This window comes from Pseudomonas soli (genome assembly GCF_900110655.1).
Lineage (GTDB): Bacteria > Pseudomonadota > Gammaproteobacteria > Pseudomonadales > Pseudomonadaceae > Aquipseudomonas > Aquipseudomonas soli.
Genome location: NZ_FOEQ01000002.1, coordinates 552,957 through 571,422, shown reverse-complemented (window position 1 = coordinate 571,422; position 18,466 = coordinate 552,957). Strand labels below are relative to the sequence as shown.

At 63.4% G+C, this 18,466-nt stretch carries 22 protein-coding genes and 1 pseudogene; 21 read left to right on the top strand and 2 right to left on the bottom strand.

Translation table 11 applies throughout. From position 1 onward, the window contains the following. The first annotated feature begins 311 nt into the window (after positions 1–311). From rluC to BMY03_RS07175, 3 genes are read left to right on the top strand one after another with little or no spacing between them, the layout of a single operon-like run. On the top strand, positions 312–1,265 hold the full coding sequence (gene rluC, locus BMY03_RS07185) for a 23S rRNA pseudouridine(955/2504/2580) synthase RluC (protein ID WP_094010652.1): 954 nt from the start codon (positions 312–314) through the stop codon (positions 1,263–1,265). 3 nt (positions 1,266–1,268) lie between these two features. Beyond that, entirely contained in the window at positions 1,269–1,949 is a 681-nt protein-coding gene (locus tag BMY03_RS07180; protein WP_094010651.1) for an HAD family hydrolase, read from the top strand. Between the two features lie 2 nt (positions 1,950–1,951). Beyond that, positions 1,952–2,938, top strand: coding sequence for a S49 family peptidase (locus BMY03_RS07175; RefSeq protein WP_094010650.1), 987 nt, complete (start codon positions 1,952–1,954; stop codon positions 2,936–2,938). Positions 2,939–3,032: 94 nt separating this feature from the next. Here the strand turns inward: BMY03_RS07175 and BMY03_RS07170 are convergent, their stop codons facing one another. Then, positions 3,033–3,611, bottom strand: a complete 579-nt coding sequence (locus BMY03_RS07170; RefSeq protein WP_094010649.1) for a Maf family protein — start codon at positions 3,609–3,611, stop codon at positions 3,033–3,035. 96 nt (positions 3,612–3,707) lie between these two features. On the opposite strand from BMY03_RS07170, the gene BMY03_RS07165 reads away from it, so the two are divergent. The 12 genes from BMY03_RS07165 (at position 3,708) to BMY03_RS07110 (ending at position 13,624) form a co-directional block, all read left to right on the top strand. Then, positions 3,708–4,235: a YceD family protein gene (locus BMY03_RS07165; RefSeq protein WP_023630499.1), complete on the top strand. Its 528-nt coding sequence runs from the start codon at positions 3,708–3,710 to the stop codon at positions 4,233–4,235. Positions 4,236–4,248: 13 nt separating this feature from the next. Then, complete coding sequence (gene rpmF / locus BMY03_RS07160) at positions 4,249–4,431, top strand: 50S ribosomal protein L32 (protein ID WP_008096416.1); 183 nt, start codon at positions 4,249–4,251, stop codon at positions 4,429–4,431. Positions 4,432–4,434: 3 nt separating this feature from the next. Further along, positions 4,435–5,445, top strand: a complete 1,011-nt coding sequence (plsX, locus tag BMY03_RS07155; RefSeq protein WP_094010648.1) for a phosphate acyltransferase PlsX — start codon at positions 4,435–4,437, stop codon at positions 5,443–5,445. Positions 5,446–5,671: 226 nt separating this feature from the next. Then, positions 5,672–6,610: an ACP S-malonyltransferase gene (gene fabD, locus BMY03_RS07150; protein WP_023630497.1), complete on the top strand. Its 939-nt coding sequence runs from the start codon at positions 5,672–5,674 to the stop codon at positions 6,608–6,610. Between the two features lie 16 nt (positions 6,611–6,626). Beyond that, complete coding sequence (gene fabG / locus BMY03_RS07145) at positions 6,627–7,367, top strand: 3-oxoacyl-ACP reductase FabG (RefSeq protein ID WP_023630496.1); 741 nt, start codon at positions 6,627–6,629, stop codon at positions 7,365–7,367. A 203-nt stretch (positions 7,368–7,570) separates the two neighbouring features. Next, positions 7,571–7,807, top strand: a complete 237-nt coding sequence (gene acpP, locus BMY03_RS07140; protein ID WP_023630495.1) for an acyl carrier protein — start codon at positions 7,571–7,573, stop codon at positions 7,805–7,807. 154 nt (positions 7,808–7,961) lie between these two features. After that, on the top strand, positions 7,962–9,206 hold the full coding sequence (gene fabF / locus BMY03_RS07135; RefSeq protein WP_094010647.1) for a beta-ketoacyl-ACP synthase II: 1,245 nt from the start codon (positions 7,962–7,964) through the stop codon (positions 9,204–9,206). Beyond that, positions 9,206–10,021 carry an aminodeoxychorismate lyase gene (gene pabC / locus BMY03_RS07130; protein ID WP_094010646.1) on the top strand — a complete coding sequence of 272 codons (816 nt, stop codon included), beginning with the start codon at positions 9,206–9,208 and terminating at the stop codon, positions 10,019–10,021. The genes fabF and pabC overlap by 1 nt, the downstream gene beginning before the upstream one ends. Positions 10,022–10,024: 3 nt before the next feature. Then, the gene (gene mltG / locus BMY03_RS07125) at positions 10,025–11,200 is read left to right on the top strand and encodes an endolytic transglycosylase MltG (protein ID WP_094010645.1); all 1,176 of its coding nucleotides are present in this window, start codon (positions 10,025–10,027) and stop codon (positions 11,198–11,200) included. Further along, positions 11,197–11,829: a dTMP kinase gene (gene tmk / locus BMY03_RS07120; RefSeq protein ID WP_094010644.1), complete on the top strand. Its 633-nt coding sequence runs from the start codon at positions 11,197–11,199 to the stop codon at positions 11,827–11,829. Before mltG ends, tmk begins: the two co-directional genes overlap by 4 nt. Next, positions 11,822–12,808, top strand: coding sequence for a DNA polymerase III subunit delta' (locus tag BMY03_RS07115; RefSeq protein ID WP_094010643.1), 987 nt, complete (start codon positions 11,822–11,824; stop codon positions 12,806–12,808). Before tmk ends, BMY03_RS07115 begins: the two co-directional genes overlap by 8 nt. Before the next feature lie 33 nt (positions 12,809–12,841). Then, a complete protein-coding gene (locus BMY03_RS07110) occupies positions 12,842–13,624 on the top strand; it encodes a TatD family hydrolase (protein ID WP_094010642.1) in 783 nt (260 codons plus the stop codon). Positions 13,625–13,963: 339 nt separating this feature from the next. Here BMY03_RS07110 and BMY03_RS07105 read toward each other — a convergent pair. After that, positions 13,964–14,292, bottom strand: a pseudogene (locus tag BMY03_RS07105) (aminotransferase class V-fold PLP-dependent enzyme); the annotation flags it as partial. Positions 14,293–14,452: 160 nt separating this feature from the next. Between BMY03_RS07105 and BMY03_RS07100 the strand changes: the two are divergent. The 6 genes from BMY03_RS07100 (at position 14,453) to BMY03_RS07075 (ending at position 18,363) form a co-directional block, all read left to right on the top strand. Further along, on the top strand, positions 14,453–15,088 hold the full coding sequence (locus BMY03_RS07100; protein WP_023630645.1) for a TetR/AcrR family transcriptional regulator: 636 nt from the start codon (positions 14,453–14,455) through the stop codon (positions 15,086–15,088). Between the two features lie 129 nt (positions 15,089–15,217). Continuing rightward, entirely contained in the window at positions 15,218–16,186 is a 969-nt protein-coding gene (locus BMY03_RS07095) for a GTP 3',8-cyclase MoaA (RefSeq protein WP_094010641.1), read from the top strand. Between the two features lie 66 nt (positions 16,187–16,252). Further along, positions 16,253–16,858, top strand: coding sequence for a DUF4823 domain-containing protein (locus tag BMY03_RS07090; RefSeq protein WP_023629097.1), 606 nt, complete (start codon positions 16,253–16,255; stop codon positions 16,856–16,858). Positions 16,859–16,869: 11 nt separating this feature from the next. Beyond that, positions 16,870–17,430: a DUF1285 domain-containing protein gene (locus BMY03_RS07085; protein ID WP_094010640.1), complete on the top strand. Its 561-nt coding sequence runs from the start codon at positions 16,870–16,872 to the stop codon at positions 17,428–17,430. A 106-nt stretch (positions 17,431–17,536) separates the two neighbouring features. Then, entirely contained in the window at positions 17,537–17,950 is a 414-nt protein-coding gene (locus BMY03_RS07080) for a GFA family protein (RefSeq protein ID WP_094010639.1), read from the top strand. Between the two features lie 74 nt (positions 17,951–18,024). Continuing rightward, on the top strand, positions 18,025–18,363 hold the full coding sequence (locus tag BMY03_RS07075; RefSeq protein ID WP_023629100.1) for an FKBP-type peptidyl-prolyl cis-trans isomerase: 339 nt from the start codon (positions 18,025–18,027) through the stop codon (positions 18,361–18,363). The last annotated feature ends 103 nt before the right edge of the window (positions 18,364–18,466 follow it).

Here is an 18,466-nt window from a genome sequence, read left to right as displayed (position 1 = left end):
TTCCGAAGCATTCGCCCGAATGCGCGGAAACGACGGTGGCGGGCAGAGGTACGGCGAAAAGAAGCGGGTAAGCAGGTGAAACACCGCACTTGTCGTTTTTTTCGGTCTTCTCTACACAGCGCTGGTGGCGATTCCAGGCATTTAGTTAAACTGGCAAACGCTCCGTAGGACGGCCTCGCGTCCTCGGAATTGCGATGGTCAGGGCCGGCGTAGAGCCTGATGCCGCTGGCCTGCCGCTTTTGGCGGCGTTCGCGACTATAGCAGTTATGATTAAGTGCTTCAATTCCATAAAAAATTGTTATGATCCCGCCATGACGACCAATACCCCTCCGACTTCCGGCGTTCAGCTGATCGAAGTCGCGCCGGAGCTTGCCGGCCAACGCATCGACAATTTCCTCATCACCGCGCTCAAGGGCGTGCCCAAGACGCTGGTCTACCGCATCCTGCGCAAGGGCGAGGTGCGGGTCAACAAGGGTCGTATCAAGCCTGAGTACAAGCTGCAGGCTGGCGACATCGTGCGGGTGCCGCCGGTGCGCCTGCCCGAGCGCGATGAGCCCGCGCCGGTCGCCCAGGGGCTGTTGCAGCGCCTGGAGGCCGCGATTGTCTATGAAGACAAGGCGCTTATCGTGATGAACAAGCCGGCCGGTATTGCCGTGCATGGCGGCAGCGGCCTGAGCTTCGGGGTGATCGAGGCGCTGCGCCAGTTGCGCCCCGACGCCAAGGAGCTGGAGCTGGTGCACCGCCTGGACCGCGACACCTCGGGCCTGTTGATGATCGCCAAGAAGCGCAGCATGCTGCGCCACCTGCATGCCGCGCTGCGCGGCGATGGCGTGGACAAGCGCTACATGGCGCTGGTGCGCGGCCATTGGCCGACCTCGAAGAAGCAGGTCAATGCGCCGCTGCAGAAGAGCAACCTGCGCTCCGGCGAACGCATGGTCGAGGTCAATGACGAGGGCAAGGACGCGCTGACGCTGTTCCGCGTGCTGCGCCGTTTCGGCGAATTCGCCACGATTGTCGAAGCGCGGCCGATTACCGGGCGCACCCACCAGATCCGCGTGCACACCCTGCATGCCGGGCACATGATCGCCGGCGACAGCAAGTACGGCGATGAAGACTTCAGCCGCGAGATTCGCGACCTGGGTGGCAAGCGCCTGTTCCTGCACGCCTACCAGTTGACCGTGCCGCTGCCCGACGGCGGCGAGCTCAAGCTCGAGGCGCCGGTGGACGAGATGTGGGCCAAGACCATCGAGCGGTTGGCGTCCTGAGCCATGAATAAAAGTTATGACCTGCTGATCTTCGACTGGGATGGCACGCTGGCCGATTCCATCGGGCGCATTGTCGAGGCCATGAACGTGGCCGCCGGGCGTGCCGGGGAGGCTGCCAGCAGCGACGAGGCGATCAAGGGCATCATTGGCCTGGCGCTGGGGGAGGCGATCGCCACTCTGTATCCGCATCTTGAGCCGCCGCAGGTGGAGACATTCCGCCAGCATTACGCCGATGTCTACATGGCGCTGGATCAACAGCCGTCGCCACTGTTCGACGGTGTGGTCGAGTCGCTGGCGGCGTTCCGTGCCGAGGGGTATCGTCTGGCGGTGGCCACCGGCAAGGCGCGGCGCGGTCTGGATCGGGTGCTCAAGGCCAATGGCTGGGAACGCTACTTCGACATTACCCGGGCGGCCGACGAAACCCGCGGCAAGCCGCATCCGCTGATGCTCGAGGAGATTCTCGCTCATTGCCAGGTCGAACCCGGGCGGGCGCTGATGGTCGGAGATTCGGCGTTCGACCTGCAGATGGCCAGCAACGCTGGCATGCATTCGGTCGCCGTGGGCTATGGCGCCATGTCGCTGCAGGCCTTGGCCGAATTTGGCCCGCAAGTGTGCATCGAGCATTTTTCCCAGTTGCGCGAATGGCTGGACAGGCCTGCGCAGATCAATTTCCAAGGTAGGTGAGCATGACTGACGAGTGGAAGGCGCCCGAGGCTGATGAGGCCGGCGAGGAGCGCAAGAGCTGGAAGTTACTGGAGAAGACTTTGCTGGCGGGTGTCCAGGAGCAGCGTCGGGCGCGGCTCTGGGGGATTTTCTTCAAGCTGCTGACCTTTATTTACCTGTTCGGCATCCTGTTCCTGTTCACGCCATTGATGGATGTGGACAAGGCCGCCTCGCGCAGCGGCAGTCATACTGCGCTGGTCGAGGTGCGCGGGGTGATCGCCGATCAGGAACCTGCCAGCGCCGACAATATCGTCAAGAGCCTGCGCGAAGCCTTCAAGGATCCCAAAACCAAGGCTGTGGTCATGCGCGTCAACAGCCCGGGCGGCAGCCCGGTGCAGGCGGGCTATGTGTACGACGAGATCCGCCGTCTGCGCGCCGAGTATCCGGCCATCAAGCTGTACGCGGTGATTGCCGACCTGGGTGCCTCCGGCGCCTACTACATTGCCAGCGCGGCCGACGAGATCTATGCCGACAAGGCCAGCCTGGTCGGCTCCATCGGCGTCACCGCGGCGGGCTACGGCTTTGTCGGGGCCATGGACAAGCTGGGCGTGGAGCGGCGCACCTACACGGCGGGCGAACACAAGGCCTTCCTTGATCCGTTCTCGCCACAGAAGCCGGAAGAGACCGCGTTCTGGCAGGGCGTGCTGGATACCACGCACCGCCAGTTCATCGCCATGGTCAAGCAGGGGCGTGGCGAGCGCCTGAAAGACAAGGATCACCCTGAGTTGTTCAGCGGGCTGATCTGGTCGGGCGAGCAGGCCAAGGAACTGGGTCTGGTGGATGGGCTGGGCAGCGCCAGCTATGTCGCTCGCGAGATCGTGGGCGAGAGGGAATTGGTGGACTTCACCGTGCAGGAGTCGCCGTTCGATCGTTTCTCCAAGCGCATCGGTGCCAGTGTGGCGGAGCGCCTGGCGCTGTATATGGGCTTCCAGGGGCCTTCGTTGCGTTGATCTGAAGTCGGCGTGGCATTCATCGCGGGGCAAGCCCGCTCCCACGGGTCGCTCATTGGCCACGTGGGAGCGGGCTTGCCCCGCGATTGCATTTTCAAGGCACCTGCACGCCTTCCTTGTGCAGCATGTCCACCAGCCGAATCAGCGGCAGCCCGATCAGGCTCGTGGCGTCGCAGCCATGGGTGCTCTGGAACAGGCTGACCCCCAATCCTTCCGCCTTGAAGCTGCCGGCGCAGTCCAGTGGCTGCTCGGCCGTCACGTAGCGCTCCACGCGCTCTCGATCCAGCTCGCGCATCGTGACGGTAAACGGCACGCAAACCACCTGGCAGTGACCCGTGGCGCTGTTCAGCAGTGCCAGCCCGGTGAGGAAGGTGACCTGCTGCCCGCTGGCCTCCAGCAACTGCTCGCAGGCACGTTCGAAGGTGTGGGGCTTGCCGAGGATCTGCTCGCCCAGTACCGCCACCTGGTCGGAGCCGACGATCAGGTGGTCGGGGTGGCTGGCAGCCAGGGCTTCGGCTTTCTGTCGGGCCAGGCGGCGCACCAGCTCGACGGCGGGCTCGCCATCGAGGCGCCGTTCGTCAAGGTCGGGGCTTGCCCAGGTGAAGGGCAGGCGCAGGCGGGTGAGCAGTTCGCGGCGGTAGGGCGAGCTGGAAGCCAGTAACAAGGGAAGCATGGTAGACTCCTGGGCAATTGCCCCGAATTCTAACATGCGAGATGGCACCTAATTTCCTTTGACAGGGAGGGGGTGCATCCCTAGAATGCTGCGCCTATGTTGAATGACCCGATTCCACCTCACGTTGACCCGCGCAAATTGGCTGATCGTGGCGTAACCCTCGAAGGTTCGCTGCAACTCGCTGATTTGGAAAGACTCTGCGACCCGCTTTCCGACAATGTCGGTACGGTGCAGGCGAAGTTCGATTTTGAACGAGATGAACAGCACGTAGTGGTTATCCACAGCGCGCTGGATGTCGAAGTCAAGATGGTTTGCCAGCGTTGTCTTGAGCTGGTCACCCTGCCGATCCACAGCGAATGTACGTACGCCGTGGTGAAGGAGGGTGCGAATACCCAGTCGTTGCCGAAAGGCTATGACGTGCTGGAACTGGGCGAAGATCCTTTGGATCTGCAGGCGCTGGTCGAGGAAGAGCTGTTGCTCGCCCTGCCGATCGTGCCTGCTCATCATCCGGAAGAATGCCAGCAGCCGGCGGGACTCGATGAGCCCGAGCCGAGCAAGGACGAGGTATCGCGGTCCAACCCGTTCAGTGTATTGGCGCAGTTAAAGCGTGACCCAAACGTTTAGGAGTTAATCAATTATGGCTGTTCAGCAGAACAAAAAATCCCGCTCTGCCCGTGACATGCGCCGTTCGCACGACGCCCTGTCGGAAAACGCCCTCTCCGTAGAGAAGAGCACCGGTGAAGTACACCTGCGTCACCACGTTTCGCCAGAAGGCGTATACCGTGGTCGCAAAGTGATCGACAAGGGCGCTGACGAGTAATCCTTGTCCGCTCAGATCATCGCGATCGACGCAATGGGCGGGGACTTCGGTCCCCGCAGCATTGTCCAGGCTAGCATTGCCTGCCTATCGGCTACCCCCTCGCTGCACCTGACCCTCGTCGGTCAACCCTCCCTCCTTGAAGATCTTGTCGGCGGCCTTGCGGCTGCGGATCGCGCGCGCCTGCAGATTGTTGCGGCCAGCGAAGTGATCGGCATGGACGAGCGGCCATCGCAGGCGTTGCGGGGCAAGCCGGACGCGTCGATGCGCATCGCCCTCGAACTGGTGCGTGATGGCAAGGCCCAGGCCTGCGTAAGTGCCGGCAATACCGGCGCGCTCATGGCTTTGTCGCGCTTCGTGCTCAAGACCTTGCCCGGTATCGATCGCCCGGCGATGGTGGCGGCGATTCCGACCCAGGCCGGCTACTGCCAGCTGCTTGACCTTGGTGCCAACGTCGACTGCAGCGCGGAAAACCTCTACCAGTTCGCCGTGATGGGCTCGGTGGCCGCCCAGGCCCTGGGCGTGCATCGGCCGCGTGTGGCGCTGCTCAATATCGGTACCGAGGACATCAAGGGCAACCAGCAGGTCAAGCTGGCCGCCAGCCTGTTGCAGAACGCCCGGGGGCTGAACTACATCGGTTTCGTCGAGGGTGACGGGCTGTACCGTGGCGAGGCGGACGTGGTGGTGTGCGACGGTTTCGTCGGCAATATCCTGCTCAAGTCCAGCGAAGGCCTGGCGACCATGATCGGTGCCCGTATCGAGGCGCTGTTCCGTGGCGGGCTGTTGGCGCGAGCCGCAGGTGCCCTGGCCATGCCGCTGCTCAAGCGCCTGCAGGCCGACCTGGCGCCTGCGCGACACAATGGCGCAAGTTTCCTGGGATTGCAGGGCATTGTCATCAAGAGTCACGGCTCTGCGGGCGTGCAGGGCTTCCAAAGCGCGATCCAGCGTGCCTTGATCGAGATTCAGGAAAACCTGCCGCAGCGCCTGCATGGGCGTCTCGAAGACTTGTTGCCGTGATGTCGGCGTGGGCTTCATCGCGGATGAATCCGCTCCTGCAGGGGGTAGGTTCGCTTGTAGAAGCGGATTCATCCGCGATGCGGCCAAAACAGGTCTTAGGCATATCCGCGATGAAGTGCTTAAATGTGACCGCTTGGTCCGCCATTCCATCCAAGCTTTCAGATTGCGCGTCTGGCCCGCGGCCTGGCGCACCCTATCCGACGACAAGATCATAAGGGCTTGTTCAATGTCTGCATCCCTCGCATTCGTCTTTCCTGGTCAAGGTTCCCAGTCGCTGGGCATGCTCGCAGAGCTGGGCGCCGAAAAACCGGTAATCGTCGAGACCTTCAAGGAAGCGTCCGAGGCCCTGGGCTACGACCTGTGGAAACTGGTCCAGGAAGGCCCGGAAGAGCAACTCAACCAGACCGACAAGACCCAGCCGGCCATTCTCACCGCCTCCATCGCCTTATGGCGCCTGTGGCTGGAAGAGGGTGGCGCGCAGCCGGCCTTCGTCGCCGGGCACAGTCTGGGTGAATACAGCGCCCTGGTCGCCGCTGGCAGCCTGTCGCTCAAAGATGCCGTACGCCTGGTCGAGCGCCGTGGCCAGCTGATGCAGGAGGCTGTGCCTGCCGGCCATGGTGCCATGGCCGCCATCCTTGGCCTGGACGACGCCGTCGTGGTCGAGATTTGCGCCGAAGCCGCCGAAGACGAAGTGGTCAGCGCGGTGAACTTCAACTCGCCGGGCCAGGTGGTCATCGCCGGCAACAAGGCTGCGGTCGATCGTGCCATCGAGCTGTGCAAGGCCAAGGGCGCCAAGCGTGCCCTGCCATTGGCGGTCAGCGTGCCATCGCACTGCGCCCTGATGAAGCCGGCCGCCGAGCGCTTCGCCGAGTCGGTCAACGCCATCGAATGGAAAGCGCCGCAGATCCCGGTGGTGCAGAACGTCACCGCGGCCATCGCCGCCGACCTCGATGCCCTCAAGCAAGACCTGCTGGCGCAACTGTACCAGCCGGTACGCTGGGTCGAGTGCGTGCAGGCGCTGGCCGAGCGCGGTGCGGTCAACCTCGTCGAATGCGGCCCGGGCAAGGTCCTGGCTGGCCTGAACAAGCGTTGCGCCGACGGCGTGACCACCTACAACCTCAACACCCCAGACGCCGTCGCCGCCACCCGTGCGGCGCTGGCCTGAATTCGGAGAAGCTTGCATGAGCCTGCAAGGTAAAGTTGCACTGGTCACCGGCGCCAGCCGTGGTATCGGCCAGGCCATCGCCCTCGAGCTGGGCCGCCAGGGCGCTACCGTGATCGGTACCGCCACCACCGCTTCCGGTGCCGAGCGCATTGCCGCCACCCTGAAAGAGCACGGCATCAACGGTACCGGCCTTGAGCTGAACGTCACCAGTGCCGAGTCCGTGGATGCGGTGCTGGGCGCCATCGGCGAGCAGTTCGGCGCGCCGGCCATCCTGGTCAACAACGCCGGCATCACCCGCGACAACCTGATGCTGCGCATGAAGGACGATGAGTGGTTCGATGTGATCGACACCAACCTCAACAGCCTCTACCGTCTGTCCAAGGGCGTGCTGCGCGGCATGACCAAGGCCCGTTGGGGCCGTATCATCAGCATCGGTTCGGTGGTGGGTGCCATGGGCAACGCCGGCCAGGCCAACTACGCCGCCGCCAAGGCAGGCCTGGAAGGCTTCAGCCGTGCCTTGGCCCGCGAAGTGGGCTCACGTGGTATCACCGTCAACTCGGTGACCCCGGGCTTCATCGACACCGACATGACCCGCGAACTGCCCGAAGCGCAGCGCGAGGCCCTGCAGAAAGAGATTCCGCTGGGCCGCCTGGGCCAGGCCGAGGAAATCGCGAAAGTGGTTTCCTTCCTGGCTTCCGACGGCGCAGCCTATGTCACCGGTGCCACCGTGCCGGTGAACGGCGGGATGTACATGTAAAACCGCAACTCAATGTGACGGATTGCTTCAAAAAAGAGTCATACTCCGAGCCTAAAATCCGTTATAAAGCTGCAACCAGATTCCGGGCAGAGGGCCCGGTGACTTGGTGGAAGGCGCGTTACGCTTGAAAAGCAGGCGTCTTCCTATAAACTTGGTCACCGGCCAGCTGCCTGACATATGTCCATTAGGAGTGAAAACTAGGTATGAGCACCATCGAAGAACGCGTCAAGAAAATCGTCGCCGAGCAACTGGGCGTCAAGGAAGATGAAGTCAAGAACGAATCTTCCTTCGTTGAGGACTTGGGTGCCGATTCGCTTGACACTGTTGAGCTGGTGATGGCTCTGGAAGAGGAATTCGAGACCGAAATCCCTGACGAAGAAGCCGAGAAGATCACTACCGTTCAAGCTGCCATCGACTACGTCAACGCCCACCAGGCCTAAGACGCTGTAGTCGACGCTTCTTGTCGGGAAAAACCGCACTGCCTTTGCCGGCGTGCGGTTTTTTCTTTGCGAGAGCCGGGGTTTGCTGCCATTCCATTCGCCATGGCAAGTGCACTGGCAAGAGACTCTGTTATTTGGAAATGAGGAGAGTACTGTGTCGCGTAGACGCGTCGTGGTCACTGGTATGGGTATGCTGTCGCCACTGGGTACCGATGTACCGAGCACCTGGCAGGGCATTCTGGCTGGCCGCAGTGGCATTGGTCCGATCGAACATACGGATCTGTCTGCCTACTCCACCCGTTTTGGCGGCTCGGTGAAGGGCTTCGAGGTCGGGCAGTATCTTGATCAGAAAGAAGCCCGCAAGCTGGACCTGTTTATTCAGTACGGCCTGGCGGCCGGTTTCCAGGCGGTGCGCAATGCCGGGCTGGAAGTCACCGATGCCAACCGTGAACGCATCGGCGTGGCCATGGGCTCGGGTATCGGTGGTCTGACCAACATCGAAGAAACCAGCAAGATCTTGCACGAGAAGGGGCCGCGTCGTATCTCACCGTTCTTCGTGCCAGGCTCGATCATCAACATGATCTCGGGTTTCCTGTCGATTCACCTGGGTGCGCAGGGGCCGAATTACGCCATTGCCACCGCCTGCACCACCGGTACCCACTGCATCGGCATGGCCGCGCGTAATATCGCCTACGGTGAAGCCGACGTGATGATCGCCGGTGGCGCCGAGATGGCCGCCTGCGGCCTGGGCATGGGCGGTTTCGGTGCCTCCCGGGCACTGTCCACCCGCAACGATGAGCCGACCCGCGCCAGCCGTCCCTGGGACAAGGGCCGTGACGGCTTTGTGCTGTCCGATGGCGCCGGCGCCCTGGTGCTCGAAGAGCTTGAGCACGCCAAGGCCCGCGGCGCGACCATCTACGCCGAGCTGGTCGGTTTCGGCATGAGCGGTGACGCCTACCATATGACCTCGCCACCCGATTCCGGCGAAGGCGCCGCCCGTTGCATGGCCAACGCCCTGCGCGATGCCGGTATCCAGCCGCAAGAGGTCAGCTATATCAACGCCCACGGCACCTCGACGCCGGCTGGCGACGTGGCTGAAGTGGCTGCGATCAAGCGGGTGTTCGGCGAGCATGCCTACAAGCTGGCAGTCAGTTCGACCAAATCGATGACTGGCCACCTGCTCGGCGCCGCTGGTGCGGTGGAGGCGATCTTCAGCGTCCTGGCGATCAACAGCCAGACGGCGCCGCCGACCATCAACCTGGATGAGCCGGACGAAGGCTGCGACCTGGACTTCGTGCCGCACCAGGCGCGTAGCATGCCGATCGACGTGGTGCTGTCCAACTCCTTCGGCTTTGGCGGGACCAACGGTTCGCTGGTGTTCCGCCGGTTCGCCGGCTGATGCTCAGCTGGATCGATGGCCAGGACGCGGCTGCGGTCAATCTGCAGAACCGTGGCCTGGCCTACGGCGATGGCCTGTTCGAGACCATCGCCGTGCGCGGCGGCAGGCCCAGCCTGCTCGCGCAGCATCTCGACCGCCTGGCGCTGGGATGCCAGCGCTTGGCGATCGAAGCCGACCTGACGCTGGTTCGCAATGAACTGTTGCAATTCGCCCGGCAACTGGGCGAAGGCGTCGCCAAGCTGATCCTGACCCGTGGCGACAGCCAGCGCGGCTATGCCCCGCTGGCCGGCGCGCAGGCACGGCGTATCCTGCAAGGCGGCCCCTTGCCGGCCTACCCGGCGCAGCATGCCGAGGTCGGCGTGCGGCTGTTCCCCTGTGAGACGCGCCTTGCGGAACAACCGCTGCTGGCCGGGCTCAAACACCTCAACCGCCTCGAGCAGGTGCTGGCCCGTGCCGAATGGCAGGACAGCGCGTTTGCCGAAGGTTTGATGCGTGACGGCCATGGGCGGTTGATCGAAGGGGTGTACAGCAACCTGTTCCTGGTGCGTGACGGTGCATTGTTCACCGCCGACCTGAGCCGTTGCGGCGTGGCCGGGGTGATGCGCGCGGCATTGCTGGAACAGGCTGCGCTGCTGGGTATCCCTACGCAGGTGCGGGACTTGCCGATGGCGGCGCTGGAGCAAGCCGACGAGGTATTCGTCTGCAACAGTGTCTACGGCATCTGGCCCGTGCGTGAATTCGCCGCGCTGAACTGGCCGGCAGGGCCGCTCACCCGTAAACTGCAGGCCGTTGCCCGTACGTTACTGGATACCTGATTCGTGAGACGCAAATTCCTGCTGCTGCTGGAAATGAGCTTGATCCTCGCCGGCCTGGCACTGGGCTGGGCCGCCTGGAAAGTCAACTCGGTCCTGGAGCAGCCGCTGCAAGTGGCCCAGGAGCGCATGCTCGATGTGCCCAATGGCACGACGCCAAACCGCATGTTCTATCGGATGCAGGGCGAAGGCCTGCTTGATGACCCTCTGTGGCTGCGCCTGTACTGGCGTTTCAACATGGCCGGCACGGCATTGCATACAGGTGAATATCGCCTGACCCCGGGCATGACCGTGGGGCAGTTGTTCGACGCCTGGAAGCGTGGCGATGTGGTGCAGTACAACCTCACCCTGGTCGAGGGCTGGACCTTCCGCCAGGTGCGTGCCGGGGTGGCGAAACATGAAAAGCTCAAGCACACCCTCGAAGGCCTGTCCGATACCGAGGTGATGGACAAGCTTGGTCATACCGGCGTGTTCCCCGAGGGCCGTTTCTTCCCTGATACCTATCGCTTCGTGCGCGGCATGAGCGATGTCGAGCTGTTGCAGCAGGCCTACATGCGCCTGGACGAAGTGCTGGCCAAGGAATGGGCCGAGCGCAGCACCGACCTGCCGTATCGCGACCCGTACCAGGCGCTGATCATGGCCTCGCTGGTGGAGAAGGAAACCGGCATTCCCCAGGAACGCGGGCAGATCGCCGGGGTGTTCGTGCGGCGCATGCGCCTGGGCATGATGCTGCAGACCGACCCTACCGTGATCTACGGCATGGGCGAGCGCTACAACGGCAAGATCACCCGCGCCGACCTGCGTGAGCCGACGCCCTACAACACCTACACCATGACCGGCCTGCCGCCGACGCCGATCGCCATGGTCGGGCGCGAGGCAATCCATGCCGCGCTGAACCCAAGTGATGGCTCGAGCTTGTACTTCGTCGCCCGTGGCGACGGCAGCCATGTGTTCTCCGATGACCTGGACGATCACAACAGCGCGGTGCGTGAGTTCCAGATCAAGCGGCGGGCGGATTATCGTTCGAGCCCTGCGCCGCAGGCCGAACCGACAACGCCCGAACCGCAGACGACTCCTGAAGCGGCCCCTGCGCCCGCACCTGAAAGCGACGCGCCGGCCCCCACCGATGAATCCGCGCCGGCTGATACGTCGGTGCCAGAAGACCCTAAGGAACGCTCGTGAGCGGTTTGTTTATCACCCTGGAAGGCCCCGAAGGCGCGGGCAAGAGCACCAATCGTGAGTATCTGGCAGCGCGCCTGCGCGAGCAGGGCGCCGATGTGGTCATGACCCGCGAGCCCGGCGGCACGCCGTTGGCCGAGCGCATCCGTGAACTGCTGCTGGCGCCGAGCGAGGAGCGCATGGCGGTCGACACCGAGCTGCTGCTGATGTTCGCCGCTCGCGCCCAGCACCTGGCCGAAGTGATCCGCCCGGCGCTGACCCGTGGTGCCGTGGTGCTGTGCGATCGGTTCACCGACGCCACCTACGCCTACCAGGGCGGCGGCCGCGGTCTTTCGGTAGAGCGTATCGCCATCCTGGAGAGTTTTGTGCAGGGCGAGCTGCGCCCGGATCTCACCCTGGTCTTCGACCTGCCCGTGGAGGTCGGCCTGGCCCGCGCGGCAGCCCGTGGCCGGCTGGATCGCTTCGAGCAGGAGGGCCAGGCCTTCTTCGAGGCGGTGCGCCAGGCCTACCTGCAGCGCGCAGGCCAGCAGCCACAGCGCTATCGCCTGCTGGACGCCGCGCAGCCCTTGAGCGCGGTGCAACAGGCCATCGACGCCCTGGTGCCGGGCATCCTGGAGCGTTGCCGTGGCTGAGGCCTACCCTTGGCAGCAGGCTCTCTGGCAGCAACTGGCCGGGCGTGCCCAGCACGCCCACGCCTACCTGCTGCACGGCCCCCAGGGCATCGGCAAGCGGGCCCTGGCCGAGCGCCTGATGGCGCGGCTGTTGTGCCAGCAGCCACAGGGCCTGGATGCCTGCGGCCAGTGCAAGTCGTGCCTGTTGCTCAAGGCCGGCAGCCACCCGGACAACTTCGTGCTGGAGCCGGAGGAGGCCGACAAGCCGATCAAGATCGACCAGGTCCGCGAACTGGTGTCGTTCGTGGTGCAGACCGCCCAGCAGGGTGGGCGCAAGGTGGTGCTGATCGAGCCGGTGGAGGCGATGAACATCAATGCCTCCAACGCCTTGCTCAAAAGCCTGGAGGAGCCCTCCGGCGATACCGTGCTGTTGCTGGTCAGCCATCAGCCCAGCCGCCTGCTGCCGACCATCAAGAGTCGCTGCCAGCAGGTCGCCTGCCCGCAGCCAAGCCTGGCGCAGAGTCGTGCCTGGCTGGCTGGGGCGCTCGAAGGCAGCGATGAGCAGGAGCGCGAAGAGTTGCTGACCCTGGCCGCGGGTTCGCCACTGATGGCGGTCAGCTTGCAGGCCCAGGGCGTGCTTGAGCAGCGGGCGCTGGTTACCGAAGGGGTGAAGAAGTTGCTCAAGCAGCAGCAGTCGCCTACCCAGCTGGCCGAAGCCTGGAACACGGTGCCCTTGTTGCTGCTGTTCGACTGGTTCTGCGACTGGTCGCACTTGATCCTGCGTTATCAGTTGACCCAGGACGAAGAGGGTTTAGGCTTGCCTGACATGCGCAAGGTGTTGCAGTACCTGGCGCAGAAGAGCCGGCAGGCCAAGGTGCTCGAGGTCCAGGCGTGGATTCTCGAGCAGCGCCAGAAGGTGCTGGGCAAGGCCAACCTCAATCGTGTACTGCTGCTCGAAGCGTTGCTCGCCCACTGGGTGCAGCTGCCGGGCATGCGTTGATTTCCACCGTTTCCTAATGTGTGTCGTGTTCCCATGCTCGTAGATTCCCATTGCCACCTCGACCGTCTCGATCTCAGTGCCCACCAGGGTTCCCTCGACACCGCCCTGCAGGCGGCCCGCGAGCGTGGGGTAGGGCATTTCCTGTGCATCGGCGTCAGTGCCGAGAATGCCGGTGCGGTCAAGGCGTTGAGCGAGCGTTACGCCGATGTCGACTGCTCGGTGGGCGTGCACCCGCTCGACCTGGCGCCCGGTGAGACCCCGGCCCTGGAGTGGCTGTTGCGTGAACTGGCCCATCCGCATGTGGTGGCCATTGGCGAAACGGGCCTGGACTACCACTATGAGCCGGAAGCCGCCGAGTTGCAGCAGGCTTCGTTCCGCCTGCACCTGGAAGCCTCCCGGCAGACCGGCAAGCCGGTCATCGTGCACACCCGTGCGGCCCGCGAGGACACCCTGGCGCTGCTGCGCGAGGCCGGCCTGCCCCAGGCCGGCGTGCTGCATTGCTTCACCGAGGACTGGCCGATGGCCAAGGCCGCGCTGGACCTGGGTTACTACATCTCGTTGTCCGGCATTGTCACGTTCCGCAATGCCGATGCCCTGCGTGAGGTGGCCCGGCAGGTGCCGGTGGATCGCCTGCTGGTGGAGACCGACTCGCCGTACCTGGCGCCGATTCCGCATCGCGGCAAGCCGAACCTGCCGCAGTACGTGCGGGAAGTGGCCGAGTACGTGGCGTCGTTGCGTGGGGTGAGCTATGAGCAGTTGGCCGAGCAGACCACCGAGAACTTCAAGCGCTTGTTCCCACTGGCGCGGGTGGCCTGAAGATTTCACCCCCCAAAAAAGCTTGAGGCCCGGATAAAAAAAACCCGGGTTCTGGGGGGGGGAATCCGGGTTAAGACCATTAGGAGTAAAACAAAGGTACACGGTCCCTGGGCACCTTTATCGGCGCGCCACTTGGGGGGGATGTGCCGCGCCAACACTTCAAGTATTGGCCAGGATTGGCGCGCTGCCAGCGGCTGTTGATCGTTTTTTAAACAGATTTGGAATACGTTCGCAGCCCCTTGCGCGATCAATGCATTGACAATTGGCGAACCTGGCGCAGTACTTCGTCGATCAGGCGCTGGCTGGTATAGAAATGTGGGGAAAACCGCACGCTAGGACCAGCAGCGACAGGCTCGCCTCCAGCGTGCAGGCGCCGAGCATGTTCGGGCATGTCGCATGCCAAGCGTCGCGCGCTGCGTGCCGGTAGCCACTCGCGGCGCTCGAAGTTGCCGAGGTGGTCCAGCATATGCCAGCCGTAGGCGTGCAGTTTCAACTGCCTGCGCAGTTCGCCACGGCAAAGGAACACGCCCAGCCCCCTCTGGGCCGAGCATCCACTTGTGGCCGTCGGCCATGGCGAAGTCGCACTGATAACGCTCTACATTGAAGGGCAGGGCGCCCGCCTGCTGGACCGCGTGTATGCACAGTAGAACGCCGCGCTGGCGGCAGGCGGCCCGCCGTGGCCAGGGGCCGATTGCCGCGTAGTTCAGGTAACACAGGCCCGGCGCCTGCTCGAACTCATCAAGAAACACAGACATGGTTGGAAGATCCGTGCATTTTGCCGCCAGTTAGGCATAATAATCCGCTTCGATTGTCATCCCAGTCCTTCTTATGCAGAAAGAACCTCGCAAGGTCCGTGAGTTTCGCCGTCGCGAACAAGAGATCCTCGACACGGCGCTCAAGCTGTTTCTCGAACAAGGTGAAGACAGCGTCACCGTCGAGATGATCGCCGACGCCGTGGGCATCGGCAAAGGCACGATCTACAAGCACTTCAAGTCCAAGGCGGAGATCTACCTGCGCCTGATGCTCGACTATGAGCGCGACCTGAACGCGCTGCTGCACTCGGCTGACGTCGACCGCGACAAGGAAGCCCTGTCGCGCGCCTACTTCGAGTTCCGCATGCGTGACCCACAGCGTTACCGGCTGTTCGACCGCCTGGAAGAAAAGGTGGTCAAGGGCAACCAGGTGCCGGAAATGGTCGAGCAGTTGCACAGCATCCGTGCCTCCAACTTCGACCGCCTCACGCAATTGATCAAGGGGCGCATCAGCGAGGGCAAGCTCGAGGACGTGCCGCCTTACTTCCATTATTGCGCGGCCTGGGCCCTGGTCCATGGCGCCGTGGCGCTGTATCACTCGCCGTTCTGGAGCAACGTGCTCGAGGACCAGGAGGGCTTCTTCCAGTTCCTCATGGACATCGGCGTGCGCATGGGCAACAAGCGCAAGCGCGACCCGGAAGGCGCGAACTAAAGGTGTTCCCCCGATGCCTGTCGACCTTCGCCAGGCATCCTCGCTTCAAGGCTTCGACAGGAAGGCTTGCAAAAACCTGATTTTTGAGTCAGGTTTTGCCGGCCCGATTCATCCATGCCGGAGTCATCCATGATCGTCGATCGTCAAGGCAGGCGCTTTCGCAACCTGCGCGTCAGCCTGACTGCTGCCTGCAACTATGCCTGCACCTACTGCGTGCCTGACGGCAAGCGCCTGGTGGCGGCGCAGGACGAGCTCACGGCGGATGCCCTGGCCCGCGGCGTGGCGTACCTGGTCGAGGCGGCCGGGGTGGAGCGGCTGCGCATTACTGGTGGCGAGCCGCTGGTGAGCCCGCGCCTGGAGGCCTTCCTCGGCGCGGTGGCCGGGTTGGGGCTCGAAGACATCAGCCTGACCACCAACGGCCAGTTGCTCGCCCGCAAGCTACCGCTGCTGCGCGACGCAGGTATCCGCCGGCTCAACGTCTCGCTCGACACCTTCGATGCCACGGCCTTTCGCCGCATCGCCCGCGGCGGCGACCTGGCCAGCGTGCTGGCGGGCATGGCCCAGGCCAGTGACGCGGGGATGGCGATCAAGGTCAACATGGTGCCCATGCGCGGGCAGAATCTCGACCAGGTGCTGCCGCTGCTCGACTACTGCCTCGAGCGCGGCTACGAGCTGCGTTTCATCGAGCTGATGCGCATGGGCCACCTGGCGCGTGATGGCAACGCCTTCCTGCAGCAGTTCGTAGGCCTGGAACAACTGCTGGCGCTGATCGGGCAGTCCCATGCCTATGAACAGGCGCCACGCCCGCTGGATGCCACGGCCTTGCGCTATAGCATTCCCGGCAAAGGTCATTTCGGGGTGATCGCCAACGAGAGCGTGCCATTCTGCCGCAGTTGTTCGCGCCTGCGCCTGTCGTCCACCGGCTGGCTGCATGGTTGCCTGTCGTCGAGTAACCGTCATTTTGTCGGTGACCTGCTCGACAAGCCCCGTCATCAAGCGCTTCCTGCATTGCAGCGGCTACTGGTGAAGGCCCTGGCAGACAAGCAGGAGGTGGCATTTTCCGGCGATGTGATGGTGATGAAAGTGATCGGCGGCTGACTCTGGCGCAAAAGCTGCATCCTGCGGCTATTCGCCGGTTTTTCGTCACCGGTTTCTGGAGGAAAGATGCGTAGCCTGGTCTTGCTGCTGGCGCTGATGGCGTTGGGCGGCTGCATGAATGTCAGCGATATGGGCGAGGGCGTCCGTTACCACATGAGTGATGCGGGCCTGCTGGATCACAGCGACACCACCCGTACCCTGTCGATCCGCTTGCAGCCCGATTCGTTCATCTTCATCGGCCAGGGCGCCTTCGTGCCACCGGGCAAGGGGCCGGTACCACGGCAGAACGCAGTGGCCGAGGAGGCCTTCAAGAGTTTCGTCGAGTACTTCCCGCTGGTGCGCCGTGCCCAAGGCCCCCTGGGGCTTGAGGACGCGATCGCCGAAGCCCGTTCGGTCGGCGCCGATTACGTGCTGTACACCCGTTTCGCCCGCACCGACGACCGTATCGGCAACGGTGACGAATGGTATGACGAGCAGGCCGTCGACCGCCTGGGCTGGGACCGTGGCGTGGTACAGATGATGTTGATCGAGACCAGCACCCGTTATCTGATCGACACGGCCAGGATCAAGAGTCGCGGCGGTTTGTTGACGTTCCACGATAACACGCCACAGGATTTGCTTGCCGCGCCAATGCGCGAGTACGCTCGTAGCCTCCTGGGCATGAGCAACTGAGCGAGCGAGTCATGAGCGATTCCGGCAAGGCCAGCGATCTGCTGGCGCAGATCCCCGCGCACAAGGGGCTACCCCCGGTGCACCTGTGGAACCCGGATTTCTGCGGCGACATCGACATGCGTATCGCGCGTGACGGTACCTGGTACTACCTGGGCACACCGATCGGCCGCAAGCCGATGGTGCGGCTGTTCTCCAGCATCATTCGCCGCGATGGCGACGACTACTTCCTGGTCACGCCGGTGGAGAAGGTCGGTATCACGGTGGATGATGCGCCGTTTGTGGCTGTGTTGCTCGACGTGCAGGGCAGTGGCGAGCAGCAGGTATTGCGCTTCACCAGCAACGTCGAGGAGCAGGTCGAGGCCGGGCCGGAGCATCCGCTGCGGGTCGAGCTCGATCCGGTCACCCAAGAGCCTTCGCCCTATGTGCTGATGCGCGGCAATCTCGAAGCGCTGGTCCATCGCAACGTGTTCTACCAGCTGGTCGAACTGGCGGTGCCGCGCGAGATCGACGGGGAGGAGTGGCTTGGGGTTTGGAGCCGAGGCACGTTCTATCCGATTGGGCGTGCTGCCTGACGATGGCTTTTCGGGGCCGCCCAGCCCCATCGACACGCGTTCTTGCTCTTGACCGGCCGGACCCTATACTCCAAGTCCCCGAGAACAACAGCAAGGAGCCTGGGCCATGTCACTGGAAAAGCAAGGCAGTTGCCTCTGCGGCAAAACCCGACTGAGTGTCAAACTCGAGGATAACCATGTCAGCGCTTGCCATTGCAGCATGTGCCGCAAATGGACCGGCGGCCCGCTACTGGCAGTGCAATGCACCGAGCCCCCAGCCATCGAAGGCCCGACCCCCATCGCCTATGACTCTTCTCCCTGGGCCCAGCGCGGCTTCTGCGGCCATTGCGGCACGCATCTGTTCTACCGCCTGAAAGAGAGCGACATGTACGTCGTACCGGTCGGCCTGCTTGATGGCGAGGGTGACTGGCGCTTTACCGAGCAGATATTCGTCGACGAACAGCCCGCCTGGTATTGCTTCAAGAACGAAACCAGCAACCTCACCGGTCAACAGGTCTTCGATCAGTTCGCCCCCACCTGACACGGCTCGTCTTGCCAAACCTGCGCATTCCTGAGAAAACGGCGGCCACGAAAAATCGTTTCGAGGAACCTGCCATGAGCAGTGAACTGCAAGTCATCGATCTACAGGAAGGCGACGGCAAGGCCGTGGTCAAGGGTGCGCTGATCACCACCCAGTACCGCGGCACCCTGGCCGACGGCAGCGAGTTCGATTCCTCATGGGCGCGTGGCAAGCCGTTCCAGTGCGTCATCGGTACCGGGCGGGTGATCAAGGGCTGGGACCAGGGCCTGATGGGCATGCGCGTGGGTGGCAAGCGCAAGCTGCAGGTACCGGCGCACCTGGGTTATGGCGAACGCTCGGTCGGTGCGATTCCGCCGAATTCGGACCTTACCTTCGAGATCGAATTGCTGGAAGTGCTGACCCGCGACGACTGAACCGCGCGCAATAATTCAGCAACACCGATGCGCTAAGGTACTGATTGTCCAGGGAAGGTATGTGCAGTCAGGGAGGAACCAAACGGGCCGTAGGCACTCTGAG